General features: G+C 64.0%; 22 protein-coding genes. 12 read left to right on the top strand and 10 right to left on the bottom strand.

Translation table 11 applies throughout. From position 1 onward, the window contains the following. The 4 genes from AVMA1855_RS16015 to AVMA1855_RS16000 form a co-directional block, all read left to right on the top strand. The coding region (locus AVMA1855_RS16015; RefSeq protein WP_284426468.1) for a hypothetical protein at positions 1-240 on the top strand (240 nt) is incomplete at its 5' end. Positions 241-898: 658 nt separating this feature from the next. Further along, on the top strand, positions 899-1,027 hold the full coding sequence (locus AVMA1855_RS16010; RefSeq protein ID WP_284426467.1) for a hypothetical protein: 129 nt from the start codon (positions 899-901) through the stop codon (positions 1,025-1,027). Beyond that, positions 1,021-1,302 (top strand): hypothetical protein, encoded by a 282-nt coding sequence (locus tag AVMA1855_RS16005; RefSeq protein ID WP_284426466.1) that lies wholly within the window; start codon positions 1,021-1,023, stop codon positions 1,300-1,302. Before AVMA1855_RS16010 ends, AVMA1855_RS16005 begins: the two co-directional genes overlap by 7 nt. Beyond that, positions 1,283-1,789, top strand: coding sequence for a hypothetical protein (locus AVMA1855_RS16000; protein WP_284426465.1), 507 nt, complete (start codon positions 1,283-1,285; stop codon positions 1,787-1,789). The genes AVMA1855_RS16005 and AVMA1855_RS16000 overlap by 20 nt, the downstream gene beginning before the upstream one ends. A 211-nt stretch (positions 1,790-2,000) precedes the next feature. Here the strand turns inward: AVMA1855_RS16000 and AVMA1855_RS15995 are convergent, their stop codons facing one another. From AVMA1855_RS15995 to AVMA1855_RS15975, 5 genes are all read right to left on the bottom strand, one after another. Next, entirely contained in the window at positions 2,001-2,933 is a 933-nt protein-coding gene (locus AVMA1855_RS15995; RefSeq protein WP_284412686.1) for a manganese catalase family protein, read from the bottom strand. A 389-nt stretch (positions 2,934-3,322) separates the two neighbouring features. Then, positions 3,323-4,171: an NAD(+) synthase gene (gene nadE, locus AVMA1855_RS15990; protein WP_284426464.1), complete on the bottom strand. Its 849-nt coding sequence runs from the start codon at positions 4,169-4,171 to the stop codon at positions 3,323-3,325. Between the two features lie 324 nt (positions 4,172-4,495). Further along, positions 4,496-9,115, bottom strand: coding sequence for a PAS domain S-box protein (locus AVMA1855_RS15985; protein ID WP_284426463.1), 4,620 nt, complete (start codon positions 9,113-9,115; stop codon positions 4,496-4,498). 340 nt (positions 9,116-9,455) lie between these two features. Further along, a complete protein-coding gene (locus AVMA1855_RS15980; protein ID WP_284426462.1) occupies positions 9,456-10,865 on the bottom strand; it encodes a sigma-54-dependent transcriptional regulator in 1,410 nt (469 codons plus the stop codon). Positions 10,866-10,948: 83 nt separating this feature from the next. After that, positions 10,949-12,100: a sensor histidine kinase gene (locus tag AVMA1855_RS15975; RefSeq protein ID WP_284426461.1), complete on the bottom strand. Its 1,152-nt coding sequence runs from the start codon at positions 12,098-12,100 to the stop codon at positions 10,949-10,951. A gap of 282 nt (positions 12,101-12,382) precedes the next feature. On the opposite strand from AVMA1855_RS15975, the gene rpoN reads away from it, so the two are divergent. From rpoN to AVMA1855_RS15955, 4 genes are all read left to right on the top strand, one after another. Then, a complete protein-coding gene (gene rpoN / locus AVMA1855_RS15970; RefSeq protein WP_284426460.1) occupies positions 12,383-13,753 on the top strand; it encodes an RNA polymerase factor sigma-54 in 1,371 nt (456 codons plus the stop codon). 51 nt (positions 13,754-13,804) lie between these two features. Next, positions 13,805-14,083 (top strand): hypothetical protein, encoded by a 279-nt coding sequence (locus AVMA1855_RS15965; protein ID WP_272568929.1) that lies wholly within the window; start codon positions 13,805-13,807, stop codon positions 14,081-14,083. Positions 14,084-14,201: 118 nt separating this feature from the next. Then, positions 14,202-14,513, top strand: coding sequence for a KGG domain-containing protein (locus AVMA1855_RS15960; protein WP_284403773.1), 312 nt, complete (start codon positions 14,202-14,204; stop codon positions 14,511-14,513). Positions 14,514-14,795: 282 nt separating this feature from the next. After that, positions 14,796-15,245 carry a hypothetical protein gene (locus AVMA1855_RS15955; RefSeq protein WP_284426459.1) on the top strand — a complete coding sequence of 150 codons (450 nt, stop codon included), beginning with the start codon at positions 14,796-14,798 and terminating at the stop codon, positions 15,243-15,245. 45 nt (positions 15,246-15,290) lie between these two features. Here the strand turns inward: AVMA1855_RS15955 and AVMA1855_RS15950 are convergent, their stop codons facing one another. The 3 genes from AVMA1855_RS15950 to AVMA1855_RS15940 form a co-directional block, all read right to left on the bottom strand. Next, a complete protein-coding gene (locus tag AVMA1855_RS15950) occupies positions 15,291-16,754 on the bottom strand; it encodes an iron-containing redox enzyme family protein (RefSeq protein WP_284426458.1) in 1,464 nt (487 codons plus the stop codon). A 93-nt stretch (positions 16,755-16,847) separates the two neighbouring features. Further along, on the bottom strand, positions 16,848-18,173 hold the full coding sequence (locus tag AVMA1855_RS15945; protein ID WP_284426457.1) for a phosphoribosylamine--glycine ligase: 1,326 nt from the start codon (positions 18,171-18,173) through the stop codon (positions 16,848-16,850). Beyond that, the gene (locus tag AVMA1855_RS15940; protein WP_284426456.1) at positions 18,170-19,141 is read right to left on the bottom strand and encodes a methyltransferase; all 972 of its coding nucleotides are present in this window, start codon (positions 19,139-19,141) and stop codon (positions 18,170-18,172) included. The genes AVMA1855_RS15945 and AVMA1855_RS15940 overlap by 4 nt, the downstream gene beginning before the upstream one ends. A 342-nt stretch (positions 19,142-19,483) precedes the next feature. Here AVMA1855_RS15940 and carA point away from each other — a divergent pair, with 342 nt between their 5' ends. The 4 genes from carA to AVMA1855_RS15920 all read left to right on the top strand — a co-directional run bounded on the left by carA (position 19,484) and on the right by AVMA1855_RS15920 (position 24,977). Further along, on the top strand, positions 19,484-20,647 hold the full coding sequence (carA, locus tag AVMA1855_RS15935; RefSeq protein ID WP_284401007.1) for a glutamine-hydrolyzing carbamoyl-phosphate synthase small subunit: 1,164 nt from the start codon (positions 19,484-19,486) through the stop codon (positions 20,645-20,647). After that, positions 20,647-23,892, top strand: coding sequence for a carbamoyl-phosphate synthase large subunit (gene carB / locus AVMA1855_RS15930; protein ID WP_284426455.1), 3,246 nt, complete (start codon positions 20,647-20,649; stop codon positions 23,890-23,892). Before carA ends, carB begins: the two co-directional genes overlap by 1 nt. A 185-nt stretch (positions 23,893-24,077) precedes the next feature. Further along, a complete protein-coding gene (gene greA, locus AVMA1855_RS15925) occupies positions 24,078-24,554 on the top strand; it encodes a transcription elongation factor GreA (RefSeq protein WP_272568938.1) in 477 nt (158 codons plus the stop codon). 15 nt (positions 24,555-24,569) lie between these two features. Continuing rightward, a complete protein-coding gene (locus AVMA1855_RS15920) occupies positions 24,570-24,977 on the top strand; it encodes a DUF4149 domain-containing protein (protein WP_284401003.1) in 408 nt (135 codons plus the stop codon). A 36-nt stretch (positions 24,978-25,013) separates the two neighbouring features. Here AVMA1855_RS15920 and AVMA1855_RS15915 read toward each other — a convergent pair whose 3' ends face one another. Both AVMA1855_RS15915 and AVMA1855_RS15910 read right to left on the bottom strand, forming a co-directional pair. Beyond that, the gene (locus AVMA1855_RS15915; protein ID WP_284426454.1) at positions 25,014-25,736 is read right to left on the bottom strand and encodes a glycosyltransferase; all 723 of its coding nucleotides are present in this window, start codon (positions 25,734-25,736) and stop codon (positions 25,014-25,016) included. Positions 25,737-25,756: 20 nt separating this feature from the next. Beyond that, positions 25,757-26,233, bottom strand: coding sequence for a YhbY family RNA-binding protein (locus AVMA1855_RS15910; protein ID WP_272568941.1), 477 nt, complete (start codon positions 26,231-26,233; stop codon positions 25,757-25,759). Positions 26,234-26,242: the final 9 nt, after the last annotated feature.

Raw genomic sequence — 26,242 nt, 5'->3', positions numbered from 1 at the left:
CCGGGCCTGCAAGGCCCCTCATGCACCCAGGCGCAGACCGCTGCTGGGCCTCATCACGCTCAAACGGCTGCTGGCGCCCACTCATTCCTGTTCGGATTCGTCAAACATGGGGTTGTGAGAGGCTCCCAAATTAGACGTTCGTTTATGGACTTTGCTTTTTGGCAATCAAAGCTCGCGGCATGTACTCCCGAAGCAAGTGCGAAAAGCGAGAGTAAAAATCCGCCGATTCGTATGATTTGAGTCTGGCTAGTTCTCATTTTTCTGGAATTCCCTCTGGCAGGTGATGAATTTTTACGGCAGGACTTTGCTGCTCTTAGTAGTATCCGATTGTGTTCAATAGTACCCGCTTTGAACGCTTCGCTTCCATCGACTGCCTTGAACCCACGTCCGCAAGTTCTGCATGCTGTGCCCCTGCTTACGGGGACACTACGGGGTACACTTTGGGGGCACACTGCCACCTTCCTTTGGACTCTCCGAACGTAGTGGAGCTTTGTAGTAGGCGTCTAAGCCCTTGAAAACATAGGAGTTTTTGGCAGGGGAAACACTTCAAAGTGTAAAAAATTGGCTCCCGCCAGCTCCACCACTCAAAACACCGCCACACTCTGACAACGTCAGGCTGTGGCGGTTTTTTCTTGCCCGAGCGCTTCGCGGAGTGTTGCGCCCGTCGCGCCGAAATCGCCCGCGAGTCGGACTTGCCGATTCCTGCCGTTGCCCGACACGCTTCATCATCGAATGTGGCGGTGGCCACCATGGCCCGCATCGACTCCAGGGCCTTGCATCTAAAACCGGTTTTTCCTCGGCATCGCGGCCTGTAGCGCCACTGCGGCATGAGCGCTGCAGTCCTACACCTGCGCCGAACGGTGGTTCGCAAACTGATTCCTCCTGGGAAAAGAAATTCATGCAAACCACCAGACCAGCCGGTATTTCAAACACCGCCAACGCGGCACCTGCCATGACGCGCATTGCTACAGGAACGCAGTCCTGCCAAGTTGCGGTTATCGACATGTCGGAGGTGAAGCCATGGTGAATCAGGTCGATTCCCCGGACGGCAAGCCGCGCAAGGACCCCGATCATCCCAGCCCGGCATTGGTCGAAACAGATCCCGCAATGCAGCGCATGCCGCAGAAACGGCCTGCATCGCAAAAGGAGGGGGAAGAGGGCGCGATGTTGCTGCGGACTCCGGCAAGCCATCAGACCCCCTTCGAAATGGCTAGCCGGACGGCCCTCCGTGCTCCGCCGCCCCTTCATTCATCCCGCCGTGGTCTCTGGAAGGAAATCTCTCATGAACACCCGCAGCCCTGATGCCTTTCCCTTCCCGACGTCTGAAAGCCATCCTTCTCCTGCGCCCGAAGGCACTGCTCCGGCGTTGAGAGCGGCAGCCGATCCGGCACACACGGAGCCGGCTCTCGACCATGGGATCGAGGAGTCGTTTCCTGCCAGCGATCCGTTGTCGATCGCTGTGACTCAGGTTCACGTTCTACCGCCATTGGATTTGCAATCCCTGCCGCATGCTCAGAAAGGGCAGGAGGCAACGGCACGCTCCGTGATGAGCGTGGGGCTGATGGCAGGGACTTTGGCCAGCTTCGCATCGACAGTGGTGCTCGCATGGTGGGGGCGCCATGAGGTGGGCACTACCGGCACGGTGGGTCGTTGGGTCGAACCTGCCGATGGCACTCCACGCCTTGGCGATGACCGCTCCCAGCGGTCCATGGCAACGATCTGTGCGACTTTCGCGGCGGGTCTTGCCGTGGGCTGTGCCGTGGCGCGCCGAGGTCAACGCAGCCGTTGAGAAAACGCATAGATGGCGATCGGAGCACGTGCGCGGTCATGACCGCCACCGTGCACCATCACGCTAACTTGATGATCGGCGCGATGGCTTTTGCGCTGCAGGATGCCATTGACTGCGCGTGCGAACCAAAAACCACCCGGGGCTTGCCCCCGGGCTGCGGAAAGTACCTCATCGGGACATCACCAAGGCCGCGGGAACGCGCTCAGGCGCATTAGTCTTCGAGCGTTTTCGGTACGTTGCGCAAACCGCCCGCATCACCCACAGGGTCCAGATCCTCTCCCATGCCCAGTTCGGCACCCGTGGTGGGATCGATGTCGGGCTGCGATGCCGTGCGTTCAGCCATCTGCTCCACGGCGGGCGCTTCCAGCTCGTTCAGGGTCACGGTCGCCAGGCCATCGCCGCCATCCACCGCTTCCGCGCCCTGGGGCAGGGGAACGACGTTCCAGCGGTCCCCTTCGTTCCATGCGCCCCGCACTTCGGGCTCTCCCTGCGAGGTGCGAAAGTACACGCTGGTGAAGCGCGGATCGCCTGGCAGCTTGCCGGGAGGGAAGTTCGGTTCGATGGCATAGAGCGCTTTTTCAAACGACTTCTGGTGGGCGATCTCGCGCGTCATGAGGAAAGTCAGCGCGTCCTTCACGCCCGGGTCGTCCGTGAGATTGATGAGGCGTTCGTACACGATCTTCGCGCGGGATTCGGCTGCGATGTTCGACCGCAGGTCGGCGGTGGGCTCGCCGATGGTGTCGATGTAGGCAGCGGTCCAGGGCACGCCTGCCGAATTGATCAACGCCGGGCCACCCCCGTACAGCACCTGGGTGAGGTGGCTGTCGTTCCCTGCGCCGGTGATGGAGCGGTAGAGGTCGCCTTCCTTTTCAACGCCTTCCGCCAGCCGGCCCTTGGCGCCCTTGTTGAGCATGCCCACGATGGTGCCGATGATCTCCAGATGGCTCAGTTCCTCGGTGGCGATGTCGAAGAGCATGTCCTTGCGGCCGGGGTCGTCCTCGCCCAGTGCCTGGGTGAAATAGCGGCAGGCTGCGGCGAGTTCGCCCTGGGGTCCGCCGAACTGCTCCAGCAGCAGGTTGGCGAGGCCGGGATTGGTTTCGCTGATTCGTACGGTGTACTGCAGCCGCTTGTTATGAGAAAACATGAATGCTCCTTGTGGGGTTGAGCCAGCGGGTTCACCGACAGGCGACGCCATGCGGCGTCGATGGGGTCAGGGCAAGCGGTGTGCCGCAGGAGCGGGCCCGGGCCGATGGCATTGCAGAGCGGTGGTGTGGGCGAGCAGATCCCCTGCATCTGCGCTGTCCCGCGTTGCTGGTGGAGACTCCGCGGAACACGCCATGCACCCTGTGAGGCCCATGGCTCGAGCCACCCGCGCCAGTGCCGGTGACGCTTGGCAGTGCATTCAGCCATCGCCACCGGCAGGCTCTGTGGCAGGAGAGCAATTGCTTGCGAGGTGCCGCGCGGTAACTTTTGCAGCGGTTTTTTCTGTTCCCTCGGTAGCGAACGGCCGCTGTCTGGGGAAGTAAAGCCTGTCTAGAGCCCAGGCCGAGCGATGGCCGGCGCCACGGCGGCGTGGCGCTTGTGGGCGCTGGCGAGGTAGGTTTTCACGATGATCCGCTCAGCTTCGCGGTCGATGGGCAGGCCTTCCAGAAAATCGTCGATGGCTTCGTAGCTCACCCCGAATGCGTCTTCGTCGGGCCGCTGCGGTGCCAGCGTTTCCAGATCGGCCGTGGGCACTTTCATCACCAGATCGCGGGGCGCGCCCAACGCGAAGCCCACCGCGCGCACGCGGCGCTTGTTCAGGCCCGCCAGAGGGAGCACGTCGGCCGCTCCATCGCCATGCTTGGTGAAAAATCCCATCAGCGCTTCGGCGGCGTGATCGGTGCCGATGACCAGCCCGGCCGTGGCGCCGGCCACCGCGTATTGCGCCACCATGCGGGCCCGCGCCTTGATGTTGCCGACCAGGAAGTCTTGCGACGCGGCATCGCCCAGGTCCACGCCGGCAGCGATCAGCGCCTGCTGCATGGCATCGACCGATGCGCGGATGTCGACGGTGCGCACCTCATCCGGCGCCATGAAGTCGAGGCACCTGGCGGCCTCGGCCTCGTCCCGCTGCTGGCCATACGGCAGCCGCATGGCGATGAAACGGGCGCTTTCTCCGGAGGCTCGCCGGCGGGCCACGGCCCGCTGCGCCAGGCAGCCGGCGACGAGCGAATCCACGCCGCCGCTGATCCCGAGCACGTAGGTCCGTCGCCCGGTGCGGGCAAGGTACTGGGCCAGGAAATCGACACGGCGCTCCAGCTCGGCCTCCACATCGAACTCGCGCACCACCGACAGGGATTCCAGAATCTGTGATTGGCTGGGTCTTTCGCTCATGTGCATTCGCTCCTCAAGGATGGGTGGTGGTTGGGCGGGGGCGGGGGCGGCGCGGCGCGGACGTCGCCAGTCCGCAAAAGGACCATTGGGCGGCCAAGCGGCCAAGCGGCCAAGCGGCCAAGCGGTCAGGCGCGGTTGTCGGAGGGGGCCGGCATGCCGCTGCGCGTTGCCCGATAGGGGATGGGAGCGCGCGGGGGGGGCACGGTCCGGCAGAGCGGCCCACCCCTCATTCATTTCGGATGCCGCCCAAGCACCATGGATCAAAAAGGCCTCTGCCGCAATAAGTACTAGGGCATTGTGCTATAAAAAATATAGCAAATGGTTGAGGGCTCAGTGCGATGCCTTGCCTCGCTGGCGGGCCTCGATGAGCGCCACGAGTTTCTGGACCTCCACGGGCTTGACCATGTGGGCGTCGAAACCTGCCTCGGCGGCTGCGTTGCGGTCCGCCTCCTGGCCCCAGCCGGTCAGCGCGATCAGTTGCACGTCCTCACCGCCCGGCAGGGTACGCATCTGGCGTGCCACCTCGTGCCCGCTCATGCCTGGCATGCCGATGTCGAGCACGGCCACGTCCGGCATGGCCTGGCGGGCAGCCTCAAGCGCTGCGGGGCCGTCGGAACAGGTGCTCACCTCGCAGCCGGAGATCTGCAGCAGGGTGGCGATGCTCCAGGCCGCATCGGCGTTGTCGTCGGCCACCAGCACCTTGGGCGCCGTGGTGGACAGTTTGCGCAGCGGGGCGGGCGGCTCGGGCTCCGGCAGAGGGGCGAGGGGCTCGGCCTGCGCCAGCGGCAGACGCACGGTGAAGGTGCTGCCCTGGCCGGGGCCCGAGCTGCTGCCCTCCACCAGGCCGCCGTGCAGTTCCACGATGCTGCGCACGAGCGCCAGCCCAATGCCCAGACCCCGTGCGCCGGGCAGGTCGGAAGTTTCCTGCACGAACATGCCGAACATGCTGTGGATGTTGCCCGCTTCCATGCCGATGCCGTTGTCCGTCACGGCGATCACGGCGGTGCGCTGGTCCACGTGGGCCCGTATCCCGATGTGCCCGCCCTGCGGGGTGTATTTGGCGGCGTTGGCCAACAGGTTGGACAGCACCTGGCTGAGCCGCACCGGGTCCGCATCGAGCACCACCGGCGTGTGCGGCAGCACCACCTCCAGCCGGTGCGCGCCGGCTTCGATGGCGGGCTTCGTGGTTTCGATGGCCATGTCCACCACCTCGGACAGCAGGATGCGGCGGCGGTGCAGGGTCAGGCGTCCCAGCCGCAGGCGAGAGACGTCCAGCAGGTCGTCCAGCAGCGTCTTCATGGCGGCGGATTGCCGGTCCAGGATGTTGGACGACTGGGCCCGCTCCCGGTCGTTCAACTGCCCCGACTGCAGCGCTTCGGCGGCATTGCGGATGGAGGCGAGGGGGTTGCGCAGCTCGTGCGACAGCACGGCCAGGAACCGGTCCTTGGCGGCGTCGGCGGCTTCCAGCGCAGAGTGCGCGGCTTCTTTCTGCCGCAGGGCCTCGACCAGTTCGGCCCGGCTGGTCTCCAGGTCTTCCTGGGCCTGGCGGGCACGGCTCTGGTCGCGCAGGATCTTGACGAAGCCGACCACGGCGCCATCGTCCAGCATCGGCATCAACACCCCGCTGGCCCAGAAGGTGGTGCCATCCTTGCGGCGGTGCAGGCGGTCGTCCATGGCGCGGCCATCGGTCAGCGCCTGGCGCACCTCGATCTGCGGCGCGCCCAGGGCACGGTCTTCGTCGGTGAAGATGATGTCGGCGGGCTGTCCGAGCACCTCGGCCTCGGGGTAGCCGAGCAGGCGCTCGGCGCCCACGTTCCAGCGGGTCACGCGCATCTGCGGATCGGTGGAGAAGATGGCGAACTCGACCGCGTTCTCCACGATGAGCCGCAGTTGCTCCTCGCTGCGGCTGAGGGCTTCTTCCGCCCGTTTGCGCTCCGTCACGTCGGTGCACATCACCAGCGCGGCGTCGGCTCGGCCTTGCACGTTCGACAGTCGGCTCACGTTGTTGAAGGTCCAGATCACCGAGCCGTCCTTGCGCATGCAGCGCTTTTCGACCTGGAAGGGCTCGCCGTGGCGGGCGAGCTTGTCGAACAGCCGCGCGCTCTCGGCCCGGTCGTCGGGGTGGACGAGATCGAGCATCGACATGCCCACGATTTCGGCCTCGGAGTAGCCCAGCAGCTCGCGGTAGCTGCGGTTGGTGAATTCGATGCGCCCGTCCAGCGACACTTCCATCACCCCGGCCGTCGCCTGGCTGACGATGAGGCTGAATCGGTCCTGCGAGACACGCAAGGCCTCCTGGCTGTGTTTGCGCTCGGTGATGTCCACGAAGGTGAGCACCACCCCGGCAATGCGGTCGTCCAGCGTGCGGTAGGGCAGGGCCCTGACCAGGAACCACTGGCCGCCGCCCTTGCCGACCTCGCGCTCCATCGGCACCAGCCGCTCCAGCACGCGGCGGGCATCGGAGGTCATTTCCGGGTAGTCGAGGTGGGTCGCCAGGTCGGACAGCGGGCGTCCGATGTCGGTGGGAATCAGCTTGAACAGCGTGATCGCCGAGGGCGTGAAGCGGGTGATGCACAGATCGCGGTCCAGGAACACCGTCGCGATCGCGGTGGCGTCCATCAGGTTGTGCATGTCGCTGTTGGAGTGGCCGAGTTCATCGACCTTGCTCTTGAGCTCGTGGTTGACGGTGGTCAGCTCTTCGTTGATCGACTGCAGTTCTTCGCGGCTGGTTTCGAGTTCCTCGGTGGCCGAGCGCAGCTCTTCGTTCATGGCCTGCAATTCTTCGTTGCTCGCTTTGAGTTCCTCGGTGGAGACCTCGTACTGCTCGACCGTGTCGCGCAGGTGCAGTTTCATGCGCTCAAGCTCTTGCTCCAGGTGCTGCGCCAGGGGCTCGGAGACCGCCATGGGGCGCACCGGCATGGGCAGCAGCGGTTGCAGCGCCGACGCGGGCTGAATGATCACCAGATGAAAACCCGGCGCCTCGTGGAACGGGACGATGCGGACCACCAGCACCATTTCGCCGCCGGCATGGGTGAAGGCCAAAGGCGGGGTCTCCACGGCCATCTTGCGCTGCGCTGCCTGGTAGAGCGCAGCGCGCACCTCGATGCGCAGGTCCTCGTGGATGGCGCGCAGCAGGTTGCGGCTGGGCTCGCCGCCCTGAAAGCGCAGAAACTCGCCGGCATTGGGCGACAGGTGCACGATGTCGTGGCCGGCATCGATCAGCACGGAGGGCGGCGCGATCTTCTCCAGCAGCCGGAAATGCAGCTCGCCCCAGTTGTGGCTGCGGCCCTCGAGAGGCGGCAGATCGCGCGAGGCCGGGGGCGTCGAGGTAAAGGCCGGGCCGGCCAGCACCGGGCCGGACCGCGCGGCATGCTGCGCCTCCATGGCGAGCGAGACGGTGCCGGGCGCGGAATGCCCTGGCATACCCGAGCGCGAGGCGGGGCGGTGGCTGTAGATGCGGTGCTTCTTGTCGAGCACTGCAAACAGGGGACTGTTGTCTTCGACGGATTCCGACGAGCCCAGAAACATCAGCCCGCGGGGCTTGAGCGAGAAATGGAAGGTGTCGAACACGCGGTGCTGGGCGTTGCGGTTCAGGTAGATCAGCAGGTTGCGGCAGGTGACGAGGTCGAGCCGCGAGAACGGCGAATCCTTGAGCACGTCATGCACCGCGAACAGCACCATTTCGCGAATTTCGCGGCGAAGCCGATAGCCGCGGTGCTCCTTCACGAAATACCGGCGCAGCCGCTCTTCCGACACATCGGCCTCGATGGTCGTGGGATAGATCCCCTCGCGGGCGATGCCGATGGCCTCGTCATCCAGGTCGCTGGCGAAGACCTGAATCACCGGCGCCGCATCCACCTTGCGGGCGTATTCGCTGAGCAAGATGGCGATGGAGTAGGCCTCCTCGCCCGTGGCGCAGGCCGCTACCCAAACGCGCAGCGAATCCCCTGGCCCCTTGCCGGCAAACAGCGCCCCGATGTGCGCCTCCAGCACACTGAAGCATTCGCCGTCGCGAAAAAAGTTGGTCACGCTGATGAGCAGATCCTGCAGCAGCGCTCCGGCTTCGCCGGGCCGCGTGCGCAGGCAATCCAGATAGCCCGGCAGCTCGGCGATGCCGTTGACCTGCATGCGACGGCCGATGCGCCGCAGGATGGTGGCCCGCTTGTAGTAGGCGAAGTCCCGTCCGGTCCGCGTTCGCAGGAAGATCAGCACGTCGCGCAGGGCTGCTTCCGTGGCCATGCCATGGGGAATCGGGTTTTCCATGGGCGGGGGTCCCTTCTCCGAAGGCAGCTTCAGGCGGTGCTCGAGCCGGTAGTACTCCAGCAGCCGGCCGGGCATGGCCGCCGCGGGCAGCGTCCAGTCCACCATGCCGGTGGCCAGCGCCGAGCGGGGCATGCTGCTGTGCTCCGCCTCGTCCGGGTCCTGGGCGATGGTGAGACCGCCGCGCTCCTTGATGCGCTTGATGCCGATAGCACCGTCGCCATCCATGCCCGACAGCACGATGGCCGTGGCATGCGGCCCATGGGTGTCTGCCAGCATGCGAAAGAACAGGTCCACGGTCACATGGCCATGGCGCGGGCTCGGCAGGTCGGCCAACTGCAGAAAGCCGTCATAGGTGCGCAGGACCTTGCCCGGCGGGATGACGTAGACGGTGTTGACCTGGACCTTGCAGGTCTCGCGCACCTGCAGCACCCGCAGGGAGGTGGAGCGCTGCAGGATATCGGCCAGCTCGCTGTCGTGGTCGGGCGATAGGTGCAGGATCACTACGAAAGCCAGCCCGGGGTCTTCGGGCATGGACTGCAGAAAGGTCTGCAGGGCCGAGATGCTGCCCGCCGAACCCCCCAGGCCGATCAACGGCAGCATGTGATAGGCCCGCGCCGGCGCCACGCTGTCCAGCGCCTCTCCCACATGCTCTTCGGCTTCGTCGGGGGTGGTCAGCGAGTCATCCATGTTGGCGTCTTTCTAATGAATACCGATTATTGATCGTGGGCCTTGGCGGTCGAAGGCGTGGTCTGGCAGGCGATGGCGGAAAGCATGCATGGGGCCCGTTCGGAGCCGTGTCCGGGTGGGGCGTTTCCGGCGATGGGACGGGAGGCACTGCGCTGGAGGACGGGGGCGGACTGCCGGAGCGGGCAATGGCGTGCACGCCCAGTGTGCCTGGCACGTGGCGGGTTCAGGATTCAGGGCCTTGGCAACGAACCGCGTCGGCGCACCTCCGCAGGCCCGGGGCCCGCGTGAAGAGCCGTGCCTGCGATTGCACGGGGCCGCGACAGCGCCACTGTGCGCCTGGTCAAGCGCTGGCGCCGTATTCCTTCAGCCGGTTGTACAGCGTCTTCATGCTGATGCCCAGCATGGCGGCAGTCTGCTCGCGCCGTTGCCCGCAGTGGGCGAAGGTGGCCAGGATCAGCGCCCGCTCTACTTCCGCCAGGGAACTGCCCAGCGGCAGGCGCAGTTCGGTGGGGGTGGCAGCGCCGTTGGTCGGCAGTGCCACCTCCGGCTGCTGCGGTGCAAGCGGCTGGATTGGAAGCTGCGGCTGCGACGGCACGAGGTCGCGGGGCAGCCAGCGCTCGGTGACCGGCCCTTCCTGCGTCATCACGAAAGCGCGCTGCAGCACGTTGCGCAATTCGCGCACATTGCCGGGCCATCGGTACTCCGCCAAGCGATCCAGGGCGGCAGTGGTCAGCGTCTTTCGGCCCCCCTCACGTGCTGCGATGTCGTCCAGGAAATGCTGTGCCAGAAGGGGCAGGTCTTCCAGCCGGTCCCGCAGGGGCGGCAGGTGAAGGGGGAACACGTTGAGGCGGTAAAGCAGGTCTTCCCGCAACGCGCCATCGACCACGGCCTGGGCCAGTTCGCGATTGCTGGCGGCCACGATGCGCACATCGGTGTGCCGCGCTTCGGTGGACCCGACGCGCATGAAGGTGCCGGTCTCCAGCACCCGCAAGAGCTTGACCTGCAGCTCCAGCGGCATCTCGGTGATTTCGTCCAGGAAGAGGGTGCCGCCATTGGCGCGCTCGAAAAACCCCAGGTGCTGCCGGTCCGCCCCCGTGAAGCTGCCCCGCTCGTGGCCGAAGACTTCGCTCTCGATCAGCTGGGGCGAGATCGCGCCGCAGTTCACCGCCAGAAAAGGCCCATCGCGCCGCCGACTGAGGTCATGGAGGGAGCGGGCAACCAATTCCTTGCCGGAGCCGCTCTCTCCTGTCACGAACACCGAAACCGACGTGCCGGCCACGCAGGCGATCTGCTCGTACACCTCGCGCATGATGGACGACCGGCCCAGCAGGTGGCCGAAGCGGCCGGTCGATTCCCACTGCAGGCGCATGTCCTGGATCTCGGCCAGCAGGGTGGAGGGAGAGCGTGCACGGGACAGCACGGCATTGAGCCGCCGCGTGTCCACCGGCTTGATGAGGTAGTCCGCGGCGCCCAGGCGAAGGGCCTGGATCGAGGTGTCCAGGCTGGCGTGGCCGGTGATCAGCACCACTTCCGAATAGGAGAGCAACTCGGCCTCCTCGCACAGTGAAAGGCCATTGCCGTCTGGCAACTGCAGGTCGAGCAGCACGATATCGGGGCGCTGCAGGGCGATCTGGCGGCGCGCATCCCGGAGCGAAGAGGCTGTGGCTGCCGTGAATCCGCCAGTGTGCAATAAGCTCGCCAGCATGCGCGCGGAGTCGGCATCGTCTTCAACTACCAGGGCATGGGCCATGCAAAGTCTCCCCGAGTAAGAATTTGAAAAAGAGGAATTATTTGCGGCGATTGTGGTTGCTGGTGTAAACGAACGTACAGCGGTCAGTCGCTTCGGGATTCCAACATATCCGTCACTACTTGGGGCCAGTCGGCCCACGCTGCCCATGCGTCGAAACCTGCGCGCCGTGCGCCGGCTGTGTCCAGTGCCTCTTGCTCGGAGTGCATGGCAGGTGCCACGGCCACCATGCACCCGGCGTAGCCTGCTTCTCGGGCTGCGGTTGCGAGATGGCGTGCCGCTGCAGCCGGCTGGGCGCTTGCCAGCACCAGATCCGGCACGTTCTGCAGCAACAGGTCCAGCGCTGGCTGCATCGCTGTGCCTTCCAGCACGAGGTATCCCTGCCGCTCCAGGGTTTGCCCTGCCGCTTGGCGGTCTTGCCCGTCGTGCAGCGCGATCAGCACTTTCGGGCGCCGCAGTCTGGCAGGCGGTGGCGGCGCCTCTGCAAGGCAAGGCAGGGCAAGATAGCGCCCCTCTTCGTCGGCCAACGGAGCGATGCGCCCCCCATGCAATTGAATGACGTGGTCGGCAAGAAGGTCTGCTAAGGTAGCGGGCACACCAATGCGCACATGCAGATTCAGCGGGCATGCAGTTCCCGAGGGCCGCCCCATGTCGTCTCTGGGCAGGCCGTGAGCTTCCACGCGCACCTCGCCCCCTTGCGTGGACACGGTCAGGTCCATGCGCATTCCCGGCGCTCCCGCTTTGCACGCTCGGCAAAGAAGCTGATCGATCACCCGGCGCATCAGGCGGGGATCGGCCATGACCCGCAGGCCTGGAGCGATCTGCTGGGTGCAGTCATAGCCCCCGTTGGAGTTCACCAGTGCCTCCCAGGCCTGCCGCGCCAGCTCCGAGAAGTCCAGTGCCACGCGCCGCAATTCCATGCGACCTTCGCGCGCTGCCAGCACGTCCTGCAGATCTTCCAGCAGTGATGACAGATGCCGCGTCTGCCGCGCGGCCACCGCGCATGCTTCGCTCTGGATGGGCATCGGATGGGGGGCGAGCGCAATCACCTCCAGCGCTGCGGACAGGGCGCCCAGCGGGGTGCGCAATTCGTGCCCCACACCAGCCATGGAAAGCCACTGCGGCACCGCAGCAGGGGCTGCTGCAGGGGGAGGCTGCCCACCTGCGCCATGCCCGCCGGGGACTTCGGCGGATAGGCGAGGCGCTGTAGTCGGGATGGGTGTGGAGGTGTTGTTCATGGTGAGGCAGGGGCGTTCCGCTCGTGATGGTGTTGCCGGGTGCCAGTGCCGCAGCATGCCGCGTGCCAGTCAATGCCGGTAAGAACCGGGCCATGGAGCGCACCTCTGTCTGAAACCGGCAGGAATTGCGGCAATCTCTACCGGTTGAGCGACATGCCATGCATTGAAGGATAGCGCCGGGTGCTGGTTTTCAAGGCTGGGCAAGCGCTTTCAAGGCAAAAGGTTGAGTGGCATATGCCTTGCTTTGTTGCATGGGATGAGCCCACCATCAACGGACCTTCGATGAGCCAGCTTAGTCTGAATACCTCCGCCGCGCTCACCCAGAATGCTTCGCCCCGCTTGCAGCAAGCCGTGCGCCTGCTGCAGATGTCCTCACAGGATTTTGCGCGTGCGGTGCGGGAGGCTTTGGAGAGCAATCCGCTGCTGGAAGCCGACGAGGGGGATGCGCAGCAGGACACGCAAGACGCGCCGTTGAGCGATTGGAATCTGTCGTCCGGCAGCAGCCGGATCCAATCTTCCGACAGCGATGGGGACGGGGCTTGGGAGCAGTCGGCGGCCCCCATCACATTGCGCGCCCATTTGCATGGGCAACTGGACCTGCTTCGTCTGCCGGAGCGCGATCTTCTTTTGGCAAGGGCGGTCATCGAATCCCTGGACGACGATGGCTACCTGCGCGGCGGAGTCGAAGAGATCGAACAGGCGGTGCACACCATGGCCCTGTCTCCGAAGCCGGACGAACAGGAAATCCGCATGGCGTGGCGCCGGGTCCAGGGACTGGACCCTGCAGGCGTTGCCGCAGTGGACCTTCAGCATTGCCTGTTATTGCAATTGCACACCCTGAAGTGCGGCACCAGCCGGGATCTGGTGCGCCGTGCCATTGAAAGCCACCTGAAAGCCGTGGCCCTGCGCGATCCCACACGGCTGTCCGAGGCGCTGGGAGTGTCGCGCGAGGCTGCGGCAGCGGTTTGCGCGCAGATTCGCACGCTCGATCCCAGTCCTTGTCGAGCCTTCCTGCAAGACGATGTGCCGTTCGCGGTGCCTGACATCGTTGCGGTGAAGGGCGGGCGAGGGTGGCAGATGGTGCTCAACGATGCCGTAATGCCCCGTCTTCGGGTGCATTCCGCCTATGCGCGGATGTTTCAGCAGCGCAAGCGCAATGGTGAAAGTGCGGCGTTGAGCGCCTGCCTGCAGGAAGCGCGTTGGCTGGTGGGCAATGTGGCGCAGCGGTTTGCCACCATCCTGGCGGTGGCGCGAGCCATCGGACGGCATCAGCAGGCGTTTTTCGAGCACGGCCCGCTGGCGCTCAAGCCGCTGAAGCTGCGACAGATTGCGCAGGAGGTGGGGGTGCACGAATCCACCGTGTCCCGTGTCACCAACAACAAGTTCATGGCGACCCCGTTCGGCCTGCATGAGCTCAAGTATTTTTTCTCACGCGGGCTGTCCACGCGCAATGGCACTACCTGTGCGCCCGCGGCCGTCAAGGAACTGGTTTCGGAGTTGATTGCGGCCGAGTCGCCCTCACATGCTTTGTCCGATGCGGCGATTGCCAGCCTGCTGGCGCAGCAAGGGTTTTCGGTCGCTCGGCGCACGGTCACCAAATACCGTCAGGCGCTTCGCATTTCGGCGGCGCCGGAACGGCACAGGAACCTTTGAGCCAACCGCCTCCACCCGGCGGGCGGAGACCCCATTCACCAAAGATCAATCATGGCTTTCGCCTGGGCTTCCATCGACGGATTGACCTTGTTTTCCCGCACCTCGGCGGTAGAAGGCCATTGGTGTGGGCTGGTCGATGTGCTGCAGGGCATGCAACCCCAGATCACGACCGTGGCCTGCGCAGAGGTGCGGGCCAGTGCCGCACAAGCGGATTCCGATGCGATCGACTTGGTGCAGACGCTCTATGCGGGCATTGCCCGTCGCAGACATGCACGGCAAGAGGCTGCGCGTTGGGTGGCGCGGGCGAGCCAGCCGGACACCGCGCGTTAGCCGCGCAAGGGCGCGCGTTCGCAATGGGCATGTCGATTGCCTCTGCCTTGGCAAGCCCGGTTTCATGGCCGGGCCTGGGCCGTTCCCCTCCACGGGAGCACATTGAAGGAGTATCGAAATGGCCAACCAAGGCAATCCATCCGGTAGCAATCGTGGCTTCGCCGCCATGGACGCGGCAAAACAACGCGAAATCTCAAGCAAGGGTGGGCAGGCAGCGCATCAAAAGGGCACGGCGCATCAGTTCACCTCCGAAGAAGCCCGCGCAGCAGGCGCCAAGAGCCATAGCAGCCGCAGTTCTGCCGTTGCCAAGGCGGTTGAGGCAGCCAGTTCCGAGGGCGGTGCGTCGGGCAGCGCCCCCAAAGCAAAACCCAAGACGGGAACCGGTCAGCAGCAGGTGGCCGGTGGCGATCCAAATCCCCAAAGCCGTTGATTCCAGCGCCTGAACGGGCGTACGCGCAATGTGTCCGTTGCACGCCGCGCGTAGAGCGCATGACAGTGTCCGTTCAGGCCTCCCCTTTTGCAAATCAAGAAAGCAGCGGTGCCAGCGAGATGCGCCCCTCGGTGGGTGCATTGACGGACAGTGCTGGCACGCCGATTGCCATCAACAGTGGCACGGGTGTCGAATCCTTTCTGCTGCACGGCCCCGGGCATTCGTTTCGGTGGCTGATCCAGCATGGGCTGGAGCACCAGAACCCATTCCATGAGGCAATCCATGAGCACCAATTACCCCACTCGGGCCCAACGCCATCGCGGACTCTTTCAGCAGTTTTCTCCGCTCAATCTCGCGCCTGCCTGGGAGCAATACAGCGTTGTCAAAGCACGGGGAGTGCGCACCATCGCCCTTGGCGGGCATACACCCTACAGCGCCTCGGGATGGGTGGTGGAGCAGGCGGTGGGTTGTATTGAACTGATCGGCGCCAAAGTGGCGGGGCTGGGGCAGATGCTTCTGATCGGCTTCACCCTCAGCGAGCAGCCAGCATCCGCTGGCTTTGAAGTCACGGCCACAGACGCCATTGGCACATTGATCTTGCCGGCCCATTGCTTTGCGGCCTATGTGGCGATTGCGGCCGGGCAGAACACGCACTTCCGCATCGGAGGGAACGGGCAGTTGAATGCCATCGGAAGCGACCCTTCATCGCTGCAAGCGCCGTCGCCCGTATGAATTTTTGCGGTCCACCGCCAGCCTGGGAGGGGCGGCTTTACCGGTTCAGGCTGCCCAGCCTTCGCTGATGAAGAGCCGGGTGGCGAACAACCCCGTCGAAGTCCAATGGGTCGCAGGAGACAGCGCGGCGCTGAGGAACTGCCGGCGTTGCTCTCCTTCCAGGGACTGCAGCTGCTCTTTGAACTGATGCAGTTCGGGGTCCAAAGCAGGCTCTGCGCCCCCGATGGGATTGGCAGTAGAGCGGTGACGTGCCAAGGCCCTGAACGAGGGCAGCCTGCGCGTTTGGTTGGCGGAGGCGGGCTGGGCATGGTCCTGTCCGTCGCGACTGTCTTCGCCGCGGATCCAATCGTGGATCACCTGCAATTCATATCCCGTGAAAACACCGAACATCTCCGCGCGTTCCCCTTGAAGCAAATTCCAGAACCGGCTTTGAGACACCGACGCTCCCAACTGGATCCAACCATTGTCCACCAGCGCGTCCAGCATGGCATCGATGTCGCCCTGGGGCCCCAGCCAATCGTTGACGGTGCGACCGCCAATGCGGCAATAGTCGGAATGCATGCCCGCGCCGGCCGGTGCCTTCCGTTGGAAGATTTTCACCACTTCGGTCCTGGCGTCGAACGATGCGATGACCTCCTGGGTACCGCGCCCGGCATCCGCCAGCTTGCTTCCGGCGCGCACACGCTGCCAGAATTGATCGCGGTCTTGCTGCACTTCCAGCATTTGAAGTACGGCCTCGCAGGCCTGCCAGGCATGGCCGCTGTCTCCGTTGTCGACCGTGACGTGAAGCGTGAAATAGTAGGGGTCGATCCCGAGCTCATTGAGTTCGTATGCCGTGATCAGGAGGTGCAGGGGGAGCTGTTCATAACCTAGGTTGAAGCCGATGACCTCCGGCAGGAACCGCTCGGCATTCCATCCCAATGCCAGCTGCACCGCGCCCTGCAGATAGTTCGCATCGTCCAGTTGCAGGTCTTGCTGAAGGCCGTGCCGCCGCATCAATTGACGATAGAGCGTTACGTGGTTTTTGTGGGCCACGCCGTCTCCGAGTTCTTCCAGGTAGGTCTGGAGCAAAGGCCGCAGCCGTTCGGTCGATGTATGTCGTGCCAACCCGTACAGCCAGGATCCATCCACCAGCTTGGTCGGCGCCACCGATGCCAAAAAGTTCAGCGCATGGGCGCGGTTGCGAAAGTAATGGCGCTCGCCGCCTGCACGCCGCCCGTCCAGGTAGGTTTGATAACGCTGCGCCACGGCCTGTGCGTTTTCGCGGGCCCACGCATGCAGGTCCTCAGATGCTTCGCACAATTCGCTGGGGACGTCTTCGCTTTCGTCCATCAGCCGCTGCAGCCATTGGGCGGCTTGCTGCCGGGCTCGTGGCGTGGGAGAGGGTGTCAGCAGCGCCTCGTACAGGCGGCGATAGGGACCGACTGCATTCGGGCGTTGCGCATCTGAAGCGCGATACGTTGGGCTGCCATGCAGATCGACGGACGGATGAATTTTTTGTGCGAGCATCGTTGGCGATGGACTGGAGGAATGGCTTCATGCTGCGGTGCTGCAATGGGGGGCAGAAGCCACCAGATGGCGCAAACCCCGGTCGGCAAGGTCCTACGCCGCCGATGGTCTCGCTTGCAGCCAGCCCCACGAGCGCAACTGCTGCAGCTCGCCCCCGTCTAGTCGCTCGCCGATGTCGTTGCGATACCGCAGATTGGGCACGATCACGTGGCGAACGCAATCCAGGGCGGCCAGGTGGGCGGCGCGCACCGTTGCGCCCACGCCCGTGGCAACGCCCAGGTAGCCGCACGAGCCACTCGCCACGAGCTGCCCCTGGTGCAGCGCCACCTCTGAAAAATGCAGGCTGTCGCGCTGCGACTGCGTCATGGAGGGATTCAAGAAAACCGGCAGCCCCTTGGAGAGTTCTTCATACCCGTGCCGATAGGGGAACGGCGGCACGGTGAGAACCACGCCGCAGGCAAAACCTCTTTTAGTGCCGAAGTCCGACGTGTCGCGGCGCAGCATTCTGCGAAAGATGGTTTCCCACGGATCGTTGTGAAGGGCTTCGCAGATCGCGAACCCCGGATAGCCGAACCGGCAGGTGAACTCGAGAGGCCACAGCCCGCTTTCGTTGGCGATGAGGTTCACGTTGATGTAACCGCAATAGCCGCCATCACGCAGCAGGGGCGTGAGGGAGCGCAGGACGGTGTCGTACAGGCAGGCGCTTTCCCGGTAGCTGACGATGGTGCCCATCTCTCCGGTGAGTTCGCCCAAGTCGCCCGGGAAAAACCGCTTGTGCTCGAAATCGACACACACGGGCGACAGAAAGTCATGGCCGTTGAAGTATCCGCCGACCCCGATCTCGATCCCATGGATGAACTCCATCAAGATGAAGTCCGGCGCGTCGGCTTGGTCCGCGCGGGCCTTGCCCGCGTGCATGCTCAACAGGGCGCGCACGTCGGCGCCGTCGCCGGACTGGCCGACGTAGTTGCGTGTGCGCTCGCTGGAGGCCCCGTTGAACTTAAGTACATACCTTGCGGGATGGTCATCGAGGAAGGCCATCGCTTCGCCATAGCCGGTGAAACGGTGGCAGCCCGCTACCTGCAGTCCTGAGGCCTGCAAGGCACTCTGCCCGAATGCGCGGTCCGCCTCCAGGCGATCGCCGAGGGCACTGCCGCCGATGACATGAAAGCCTTCGGCGCGCAGCGCATCCTGCAGGTCGCCCTGTGTCGCGGATTCGAAGAGGATCACGCCTTCGTTTCCAGCCGCCTTGATCCATCCCAGTTCGCGTTCCCATCCTTCGACGCGCTGCAGGATGCCCTGGAAGACGTCGTGGCACGCAGGGTCTTCAATCACGACCCGCACCTCGTGGCCGCGGCGCTGGAGGCCGCCGTACATGGCCGCCAGGTCGTTGGTCTGCCCAATGCCCAGAAATCTCATGCAGCCCGCCTTTGCACCACCACGCCGACGGCCGCGATCCGATCCGCCTCGGCGTAGGCCTGCCCCTGCAACTCCTCTCCGAAGACATCGGGGTCCAGTTCTTCATAGTGCACTGCGAAGTCGTGGGCCGTGGCGTAGGCCATGACGGAGTCTCGAAACGCGTCGCGTCCTTCGACGATGGTGGAGCCGGTGTAGAGCAGCAGGCGGCCGCCGGGCGTCAAGCGGTCGAGGCTGTCTTTCATGATGCGCTCGGACAGGGCCTCTCCGAACTGGCCACCCCCATGTCGGTAGACGCGGCTCGCGTCGTCCATCAGGTAGGGCGGGTTGGCGACGATGAGATCGAACCTGCCGGCCACATTGGAAAAGAGGTCGCTTTGAACGCACTGCACGTTGCGGTAGCCAGCGACGGCCACATTGGCTGTGGCATGCAAAAGCGCGCGGGGATTGATGTCCGCCAGCACGATTTCGGATCCGTTGGGCTGCGCTTGCCAGGCCCTCGCGGCAACAAGGCCTCCCGGCCCGGCACCGCACCCCATGTCGGCAATGCGTGGGGATCGAGGCAGAGGCAGCATCCTCAACTGATGGCGAATGAAACTGGCAAACCGGTAGGTGTCCGGCCCGAAGAACACGGCATCTTCTTGTGCCGTCGGGAAGGGGGAGTGCGCGAAGAGCAGTCCGTCGAGCGAACTGAACCGGACATTGCTCTGCAAAAGGCCGGTTGCTGTGGACTGCAGCCAGCCATCGTTCAGCAGGCATGGTGTGAGATCGGCAGGAAGCCGGTCTTTCGAAAACAGCCGGTTCCATCCGAATGCATCGCGCAGGTCCGACCTTTCAGGGTCGTGCGGCCTCGCGAGCACCCGTTGGTGCGTGAGCGGCGTTACCGTGACGAACCGGTAGCCAGCAGCCGCAAGCCATTGCCCGAGCCGTTGAAGGCTGTGTTCGACAGACCGCGTTGTGGATGCTTTCATCGGATTTGGCAAAAGGCCGTGCAAACAGGAAGGAGGGGAGCAGGCGGTGAGGGGACACGCGCGCTGCGGGATGCCAATCGCCGTGATCTTTCAGGAGGCGTTGGCTGCCGCGGTGTAGGACAAAAGAGACTGCTTGGCTCACGATCTTTGGCTTCGATGGACCTGGGTGGCATGGCTGAATGGGCCGCAGAAGTCGGCAGGCTCTTTCAGTGAGGCTACAATTGGAGGCTTTCCCGCAAAAACGTCGCCCGGCAGCAACCAAAGCAATCCCCCAACAAGCAGCAGTCTTCAGGAATGTCTTCCTGCGGACTCCGGGCGACCCGTAACCATTCGGAGAACCCAGTGCTTTTGTCTCTACAGGGATCCTTCCCGCCCGCCATCCTGGCGCTCGCAGACGGCACGGTCTTTATCGGCAATTCGATTGGTGCCACCGGCACCACGGTCGGCGAAGTGGTGTTCAACACCGCGATCACCGGCTACCAGGAAATCCTCACCGACCCGAGCTACTGCCAGCAGATCGTCACCCTGACGTATCCGCACATCGGCAACTACGGTGTCAATACCGAGGACATCGAAGCCGACAAGGTCCATGCCGCAGGCTTGATCATCAAAGACCTGCCGTTGCTGGCCAGCAATTTCCGCAGCACCGAAACTCTCTCGCAGTACCTCGTGCGCGAGAAGACCGTTGCCATCGCCAACATCGACACCCGCAAGCTCACGCGCATCTTGCGCACCCACGGAGCGCAGAACGGCGCCATCGTCGGGCTTGCGGCCGGCGAAGCGGTGACCCAGGCGCGCATCGACGAAGCCCTGGCCGCCGCCAAAGCGGCGCCCAGCATGAAGGGCCTGGATCTGGCCCAGGTGGTGAGCACCTCCGCGGCCTATCCGTGGGACCAGACCGAGTGGAAGCTCGGTTCGGGTTACGGCACCCTTGCCGCGCCGCGCTTTCACGTGGTGGCCTACGACTACGGCGTGAAAAAGAACATTCTGCGCATGCTGGCCGAGCGCGGCTGCCGACTCACGGTGGTTCCGGCCAAGACCCCGGCAGCCGAGGTGCTGGCCATGAAGCCCGATGGGGTGTTCCTGTCCAACGGCCCTGGCGATCCGGCGCCGTGCGATTACGCCATCGAAGCCACGCGCCAGATCATTGATGCCGGCGTACCTACCTTCGGCATCTGCCTGGGCCACCAGATCATGGCCCTGGCCAGCGGTGCGAAGACCTTCAAGATGGACAACAGCCACCATGGCGCGAACCATCCCGTGAAGGACCTGGACAACGGCCGTGTCAGCATCACCAGCCAGAACCATGGGTTTGCCGTGGAGATGGAGTCGCTGCCGGCAACCCTGCGCCCCACGCACATCAGCCTGTTCGACGGCACGCTGCAAGGCCTGGAGCGCACGGACAAACCTGCGTTCTGTTTCCAGGGGCACCCCGAGGCCTCGCCCGGCCCGCACGACATCGCCTACCTGTTTGACCGCTTCACCGCGCTGATGGAGAAGAAATAATGCCGAAGCGCACAGACCTCAAATCGATCCTCATCATCGGCGCCGGCCCCATCATCATCGGACAGGCCTGCGAATTCGACTATTCCGGCGTGCAGGCCTGCAAGGCACTGCGCGAGGAAGGCTACAAAGTCATCCTGATCAACAGCAATCCTGCGACGATCATGACCGACCCGGCCACCGCCGATGTGACCTACATCGAGCCCATCACGTGGCAGACCGTCGAGAAGATCATCGCGAAGGAACGCCCTGATGCGATCCTGCCTACGATGGGCGGGCAGACGGCGCTCAATTGCGCCCTCGACCTGTGGCGCAATGGTGTGCTGCACAAGTACAAGGTGGAGCTGATCGGCGCCACGCCCGAGGCGATCGACAAGGCGGAAGACCGCCTCAAGTTCAAGGATGCGATGACCCGCATCGGCCTGGGCTCGGCCCGCTCGGGCATCGCCCACAGCATGGACGAAGCGTGGACGGTACAAAAGACCGTGGGCTTTCCCACGGTGATCCGTCCCAGCTTCACGCTGGGCGGAACCGGAGGCGGCATTGCCTACAACCCTGAAGAGTTCGAGACCATCTGCAAGCGCGGCCTGGAGGCTTCGCCCACCAACGAACTGCTGATCGAAGAATCGCTGCTCGGCTGGAAAGAGTACGAGATGGAAGTGGTTCGCGACAAGGCGGACAACTGCATCATCATCTGCTCGATCGAGAACCTTGATCCGATGGGTGTGCACACGGGCGACTCGATCACGGTGGCGCCTGCGCAAACGCTGACCGACAAGGAATACCAGATCATGCGCAACGCGTCCCTCGCGGTGCTGCGCGAGATCGGTGTGGATACCGGTGGCTCCAACGTGCAGTTCTCGGTGAATCCGAAAGACGGTCGCATGATCGTCATCGAGATGAATCCGCGCGTATCGCGTTCGTCGGCCCTGGCATCGAAGGCCACGGGCTTTCCGATCGCCAAGGTCGCGGCGAAGCTCGCGGTGGGCTACACGCTCGACGAGCTGAAGAACGAGATCACGGGCGGCGCCACGCCCGCATCGTTCGAGCCCTCGATCGACTACGTGGTCACCAAGATTCCGCGTTTTGCTTTCGAGAAGTTCCCCACGGCCGACAGCCGCCTGACCACGCAGATGAAGTCGGTGGGCGAGGTCATGGCCATGGGCCGTACGTTCCAGGAGTCTTTCCAGAAGGCGCTGCGCGGCCTGGAAGTCGGCGTGGACGGCATGAATGAAAAGACGCAGGACCGCGAACTGCTGGAAAAGGAACTGGGCGAGCCTGGTCCCGAGCGCATCTGGTATGTGGGCGATGCCTTCGCCATGGGCCTGTCGGTCGACGAGGTGCATGACCTCACCAAGATCGACAAATGGTTCCTGGTGCAGATCGAAGAGATCGTGAAGATCGAACTGGATCTGGACAAGCTGACCGATGAAAAGGGGGATGGCGCGCTGGCTGCCATCGACGCCGGTACGCTGCGCGCGCTCAAGAAAAAGGGCTTTTCCGATCGCCGCCTGGCTAAGCTCCTGCGGACGCAGGAAAAGGCCGTGCGGGAGGCGCGCCGGGCACTCAACGTGCGACCCGTCTACAAGCGGGTGGACACCTGCGCCGCCGAGTTCGCCACCAACACGGCTTACATGTACTCGACCTACGAGGACGAGTGTGAAGCCGCGCCCACCACCAACAAGAAGATCATGGTGCTGGGCGGTGGCCCCAACCGCATCGGCCAAGGCATCGAGTTCGACTATTGCTGCGTTCACGCCGCACTCGCCATGCGCGAGGACGGCTATGAAACCATCATGGTCAACTGCAATCCGGAAACGGTTTCGACCGACTACGACACGTCGGATCGGCTTTATTTCGAGCCGCTCACGCTGGAAGACGTGCTGGAAATCGTCGACAAGGAAAAGCCCACGGGCGTGATCGTGCAGTACGGTGGTCAGACGCCCTTGAAGCTGGCGCTCGGCCTGGAGGCCGAGGGCGTGCCGATCATCGGCACCAGCCCGGACATGATCGATGCTGCGGAAGACCGCGAGCGCTTTCAGAAACTGCTCAACGACCTGGGGCTGCGCCAGCCACCCAACGCCACGGCACGCACCGAGCCGGAGGCCCTGGAGAAGGCTGCCGCGTTGGGCTATCCACTGGTCGTGCGCCCCAGCTATGTGCTGGGTGGCCGTGCCATGGAAATCGTCCACGAGCAGCGGGATCTGGAACGCTACATGCGCGAAGCCGTCAAGGTGAGCAACGACTCGCCCGTGCTGCTGGACCGTTTCCTGAACGATGCGATCGAGTGCGATGTGGATTGCCTGCGCGATCCCGAAGGCAAGGTTTTCATCGGGGGCGTGATGGAGCACATTGAGCAAGCCGGCGTGCACAGCGGCGACTCGGCCTGCTCTTTGCCGCCCTACTACCTGAGCAAGGCCACGGTGGATGAACTCAAGCGCCAGACCGCGGCCATGGCCGAGGGCCTGAGCGTGGTGGGCTTGATGAACGTGCAGTTCGCCATTCAGGAAAAGGATGGCAAGGACGTGATCTATGTGCTCGAAGTGAATCCGCGCGCATCCCGCACGGTGCCCTTCGTCAGCAAGGCCACGGGCATCCAGTTGGCCAAGGTGGCGGCCCGCTGCATGGCGGGGCAGTCGCTGGCGAGCCAGGGCATCACGCGGGAAGTCACGCCGCCTTATTTCAGCGTGAAGGAGGCGGTGTTCCCCTTCGTCAAGTTCCCGGGTGTGGACACGATCCTCGGCCCGGAGATGAAGTCCACCGGCGAAGTGATGGGAGTGGGCAAGACGTTCGGTGAGGCTTTCGTGAAGAGCCAGCTGGGGGCCGGCACGAAACTGCCGACGTCCGGCAAGGTGTTCCTCACCGTGAAGAACAGCGACAAGCCGCGTGCGGTGGAAATCGGCCGGCAACTGGTCACCCTGGGCTTCGACCTGGTGGCGACCAAGGGCACGGCTGCCGCGATCTCGGAGGCCGGCGTGCCGGTGACCGTGGTGAACAAGGTGACCGAAGGCCGCCCGCACATCGTGGACATGATCAAGAACGACGAAATCGTCATGGTCATCAATACGGTGGAAGAGCGGCGCAATGCGATTGCCGACTCCCGCGCGATCCGCACGAGTTCGCTGCAGGCCCGGGTCACCACCTTCACGACCATCTTCGGTGCCGAAGCGGCCGTGGAAGGCATGAAGCATCTGGACCATCTGGACGTTTATTCCGTGCAGGAACTGCACGCGCAATTGACGGCCTGAACGGCACAGTCAGGTTAAGCGTCCGGCCGCCTCAAACGCGGCATAATCGCCACTGACCAGAGACCGCCGCGCGGCAACGCGCGGCGGTTTCCTTTTGGGGCGTCCGTTTGTGCATCCACGGGTGTGCAAGACGCCAGGAGGGCCGCGCGTTGCGCGGCGTCGAATTGAACGTGGAGACTGATTCAATGGCCACCATTCCCATTACCAAGCGCGGCGCTGAAAAGCTCAAGGAAGAGCTGCACCGTCTGAAGACCGTCGAACGCCCTGCGGTGATCAATGCCATCGCCGAGGCGCGTGCCCAGGGCGATCTGAGCGAAAACGCCGAGTACGAGGCCGCCAAAGACCGGCAGGGTTTCATCGAAGGCCGCATCCAGGAAGTCGAGAGCAAGTTGTCCGCTGCGCAGATCATCGACCCCACCGCGCTGGACGCGGGCGGCAAAGTGGTGTTCGGTGCCACCGTGAAGCTGGAAGACGAAGAGAGCGGCGATGCCGTCACCTACCAGATCGTGGGCGAGGACGAGGCCGACCTGAAGCTGGGCCTCATCAATGTGTCCAGCCCCATCGCTCGCGCGCTGATCGGCAAGGAAGAGGGCGACACGGCCGAGGTCCAGGCCCCTGGCGGCCTGCGCCGCTATGAAGTGGTGGGCGTGAGCTACATCTGAGCGAAAGACGCTGCCATGTATGACCGCGTGCCTATTCTGGCCGCCGCATTGTGGTGGGGGAGTTTGTCGGCCATCGGGTTCCTGGCCGTACCGCTCCTGTTCGTGCATTTGCCCACACCGGCCGTGGCCGGCAACATGGCCGCACGCCTTTTCGAGGCACAAACCTTCGTCTCGATCGCTTGCTGTGTGTGCCTTCTTCTGTTGTCCAAGCGAAGGCATGCGGAGACGCAGGAGGACTGGGCCCAGGCCGCGCTGGTCTTCGTGATCGGTGGGCTTTTACTGGCGTTGCTGGTGCAGTACGGCGTATCGCCCCGCATCGTCGCTCGCCAGAATCTAAGGCTGTGGCACAGCGTGGGCACCGTGATGTACGCGTTGCAGTGGGGATGCGCTTTGGCCGTCCTGTGGCGAGCGTCCCGGCGCTGATTTCTCGGCGCAGGGGACGGTCCTTTCACTGCCCGTTCACTCTTTCCAGTGCTCGGCCACCCAGGTGGCAGGCTGGATGTGGCGAAAGCGGCGATTGCGCCGGCCTGCCAGGGCATCCGGCGGGTTGCACTCACCGTGAAAGATCACGATGCGCGCGTCGGCCGGAACGATTGGCGGCTTCCAATAATTGGAAGGCCATGCAGGGATGCAGTGGTACTTGAAGCTGGGGCACCAGCCTGCGGGCCAATAGCTCAGCTTGCCCTGCTGATGCAGGAAGTCCGAAAGGTAGGCCTGTTCGTTGCGAAACTTCCGGCGGATGGCATCGAAGTGCCCGCGAAAGTATTCGAGTACGTCGGGGTGTGCACAGATCTCGAACCGATACACCGATGAATTGCCTGTGATGCGCCAGGGGCGTTTGTAGTCATGGATGATCAGGAACTCGCCCGGCGCTTCGAAAAAGGCATCGAGACCGCCTGTGACGACGACATCCACGTCCAGGAACAGTGCGGTGCCTGACAGGCCATGCAGATCGGCGCTGAACGTGGCGAGCTTGGTCCAGCCGCGCTCCGGAATGCCGGCGGGTAGGTCCAAGGCGGGAATCGGAAGGCATTGCACTTCGGCCCGGATGCCCGTCGAATCATCCGTCAGGCAGACAAAGCGAAAATCGCCAGTGAGATGACGCCGGACCATGGCGTAAAGCCGGTTCACATATTCGGGGCCGTATTTGGTGCCCCATTTCATGCAGATCACGTGGCGCATTCGCGCCGTGCTGGAGCCCATCAATCGGCCTGGCGCTTCTTGACGGATTTCTGCTTGGGCTTCTTGGCCCGCTTGATCTGGCCGCCGGGCGTCAATCGCTGGTTGCCAAGGACGCGCAACTGCTTGATCTCGGGCCGCTGGCCGCCACGCTTGCTGAATTTGAGCACTTTCACATCGCGCGGGCCGGGCATGCGGTCTTCGTCGACGGTGCGCTCCTTGGGAGGCTGCGGGCGCCAGAGCACCAACAACTTGCCGATGTGTTGGATGGGCGCAGCGTTGAGTTCTGCCGCCAATGTCTGGTAAATCTGTTCGCGCGATGTCCGGTCGTCGCTGAAGACGCGGACTTTGATCAATCCGTGGGCATTGAGGGCGGCGTTGATTTCTTTTTGGACAGCGGGGGTCAACCCATCGCCGCCGATCAGGACGACGGGGTCCAGATGGTGGGCATTGGCGCGGTGTTCCCGGCGCTCTGCGGGAGTCAATTGAATTTGGGGCATGGGCCGTAT

Origin of the sequence: Acidovorax sp. SUPP1855 (assembly GCF_030158955.1) — a bacterium.
Taxonomy (GTDB): Bacteria; Pseudomonadota; Gammaproteobacteria; order Burkholderiales; family Burkholderiaceae_C; genus Paracidovorax.
This window is presented reverse-complemented; position numbering and strand designations above follow the sequence as displayed.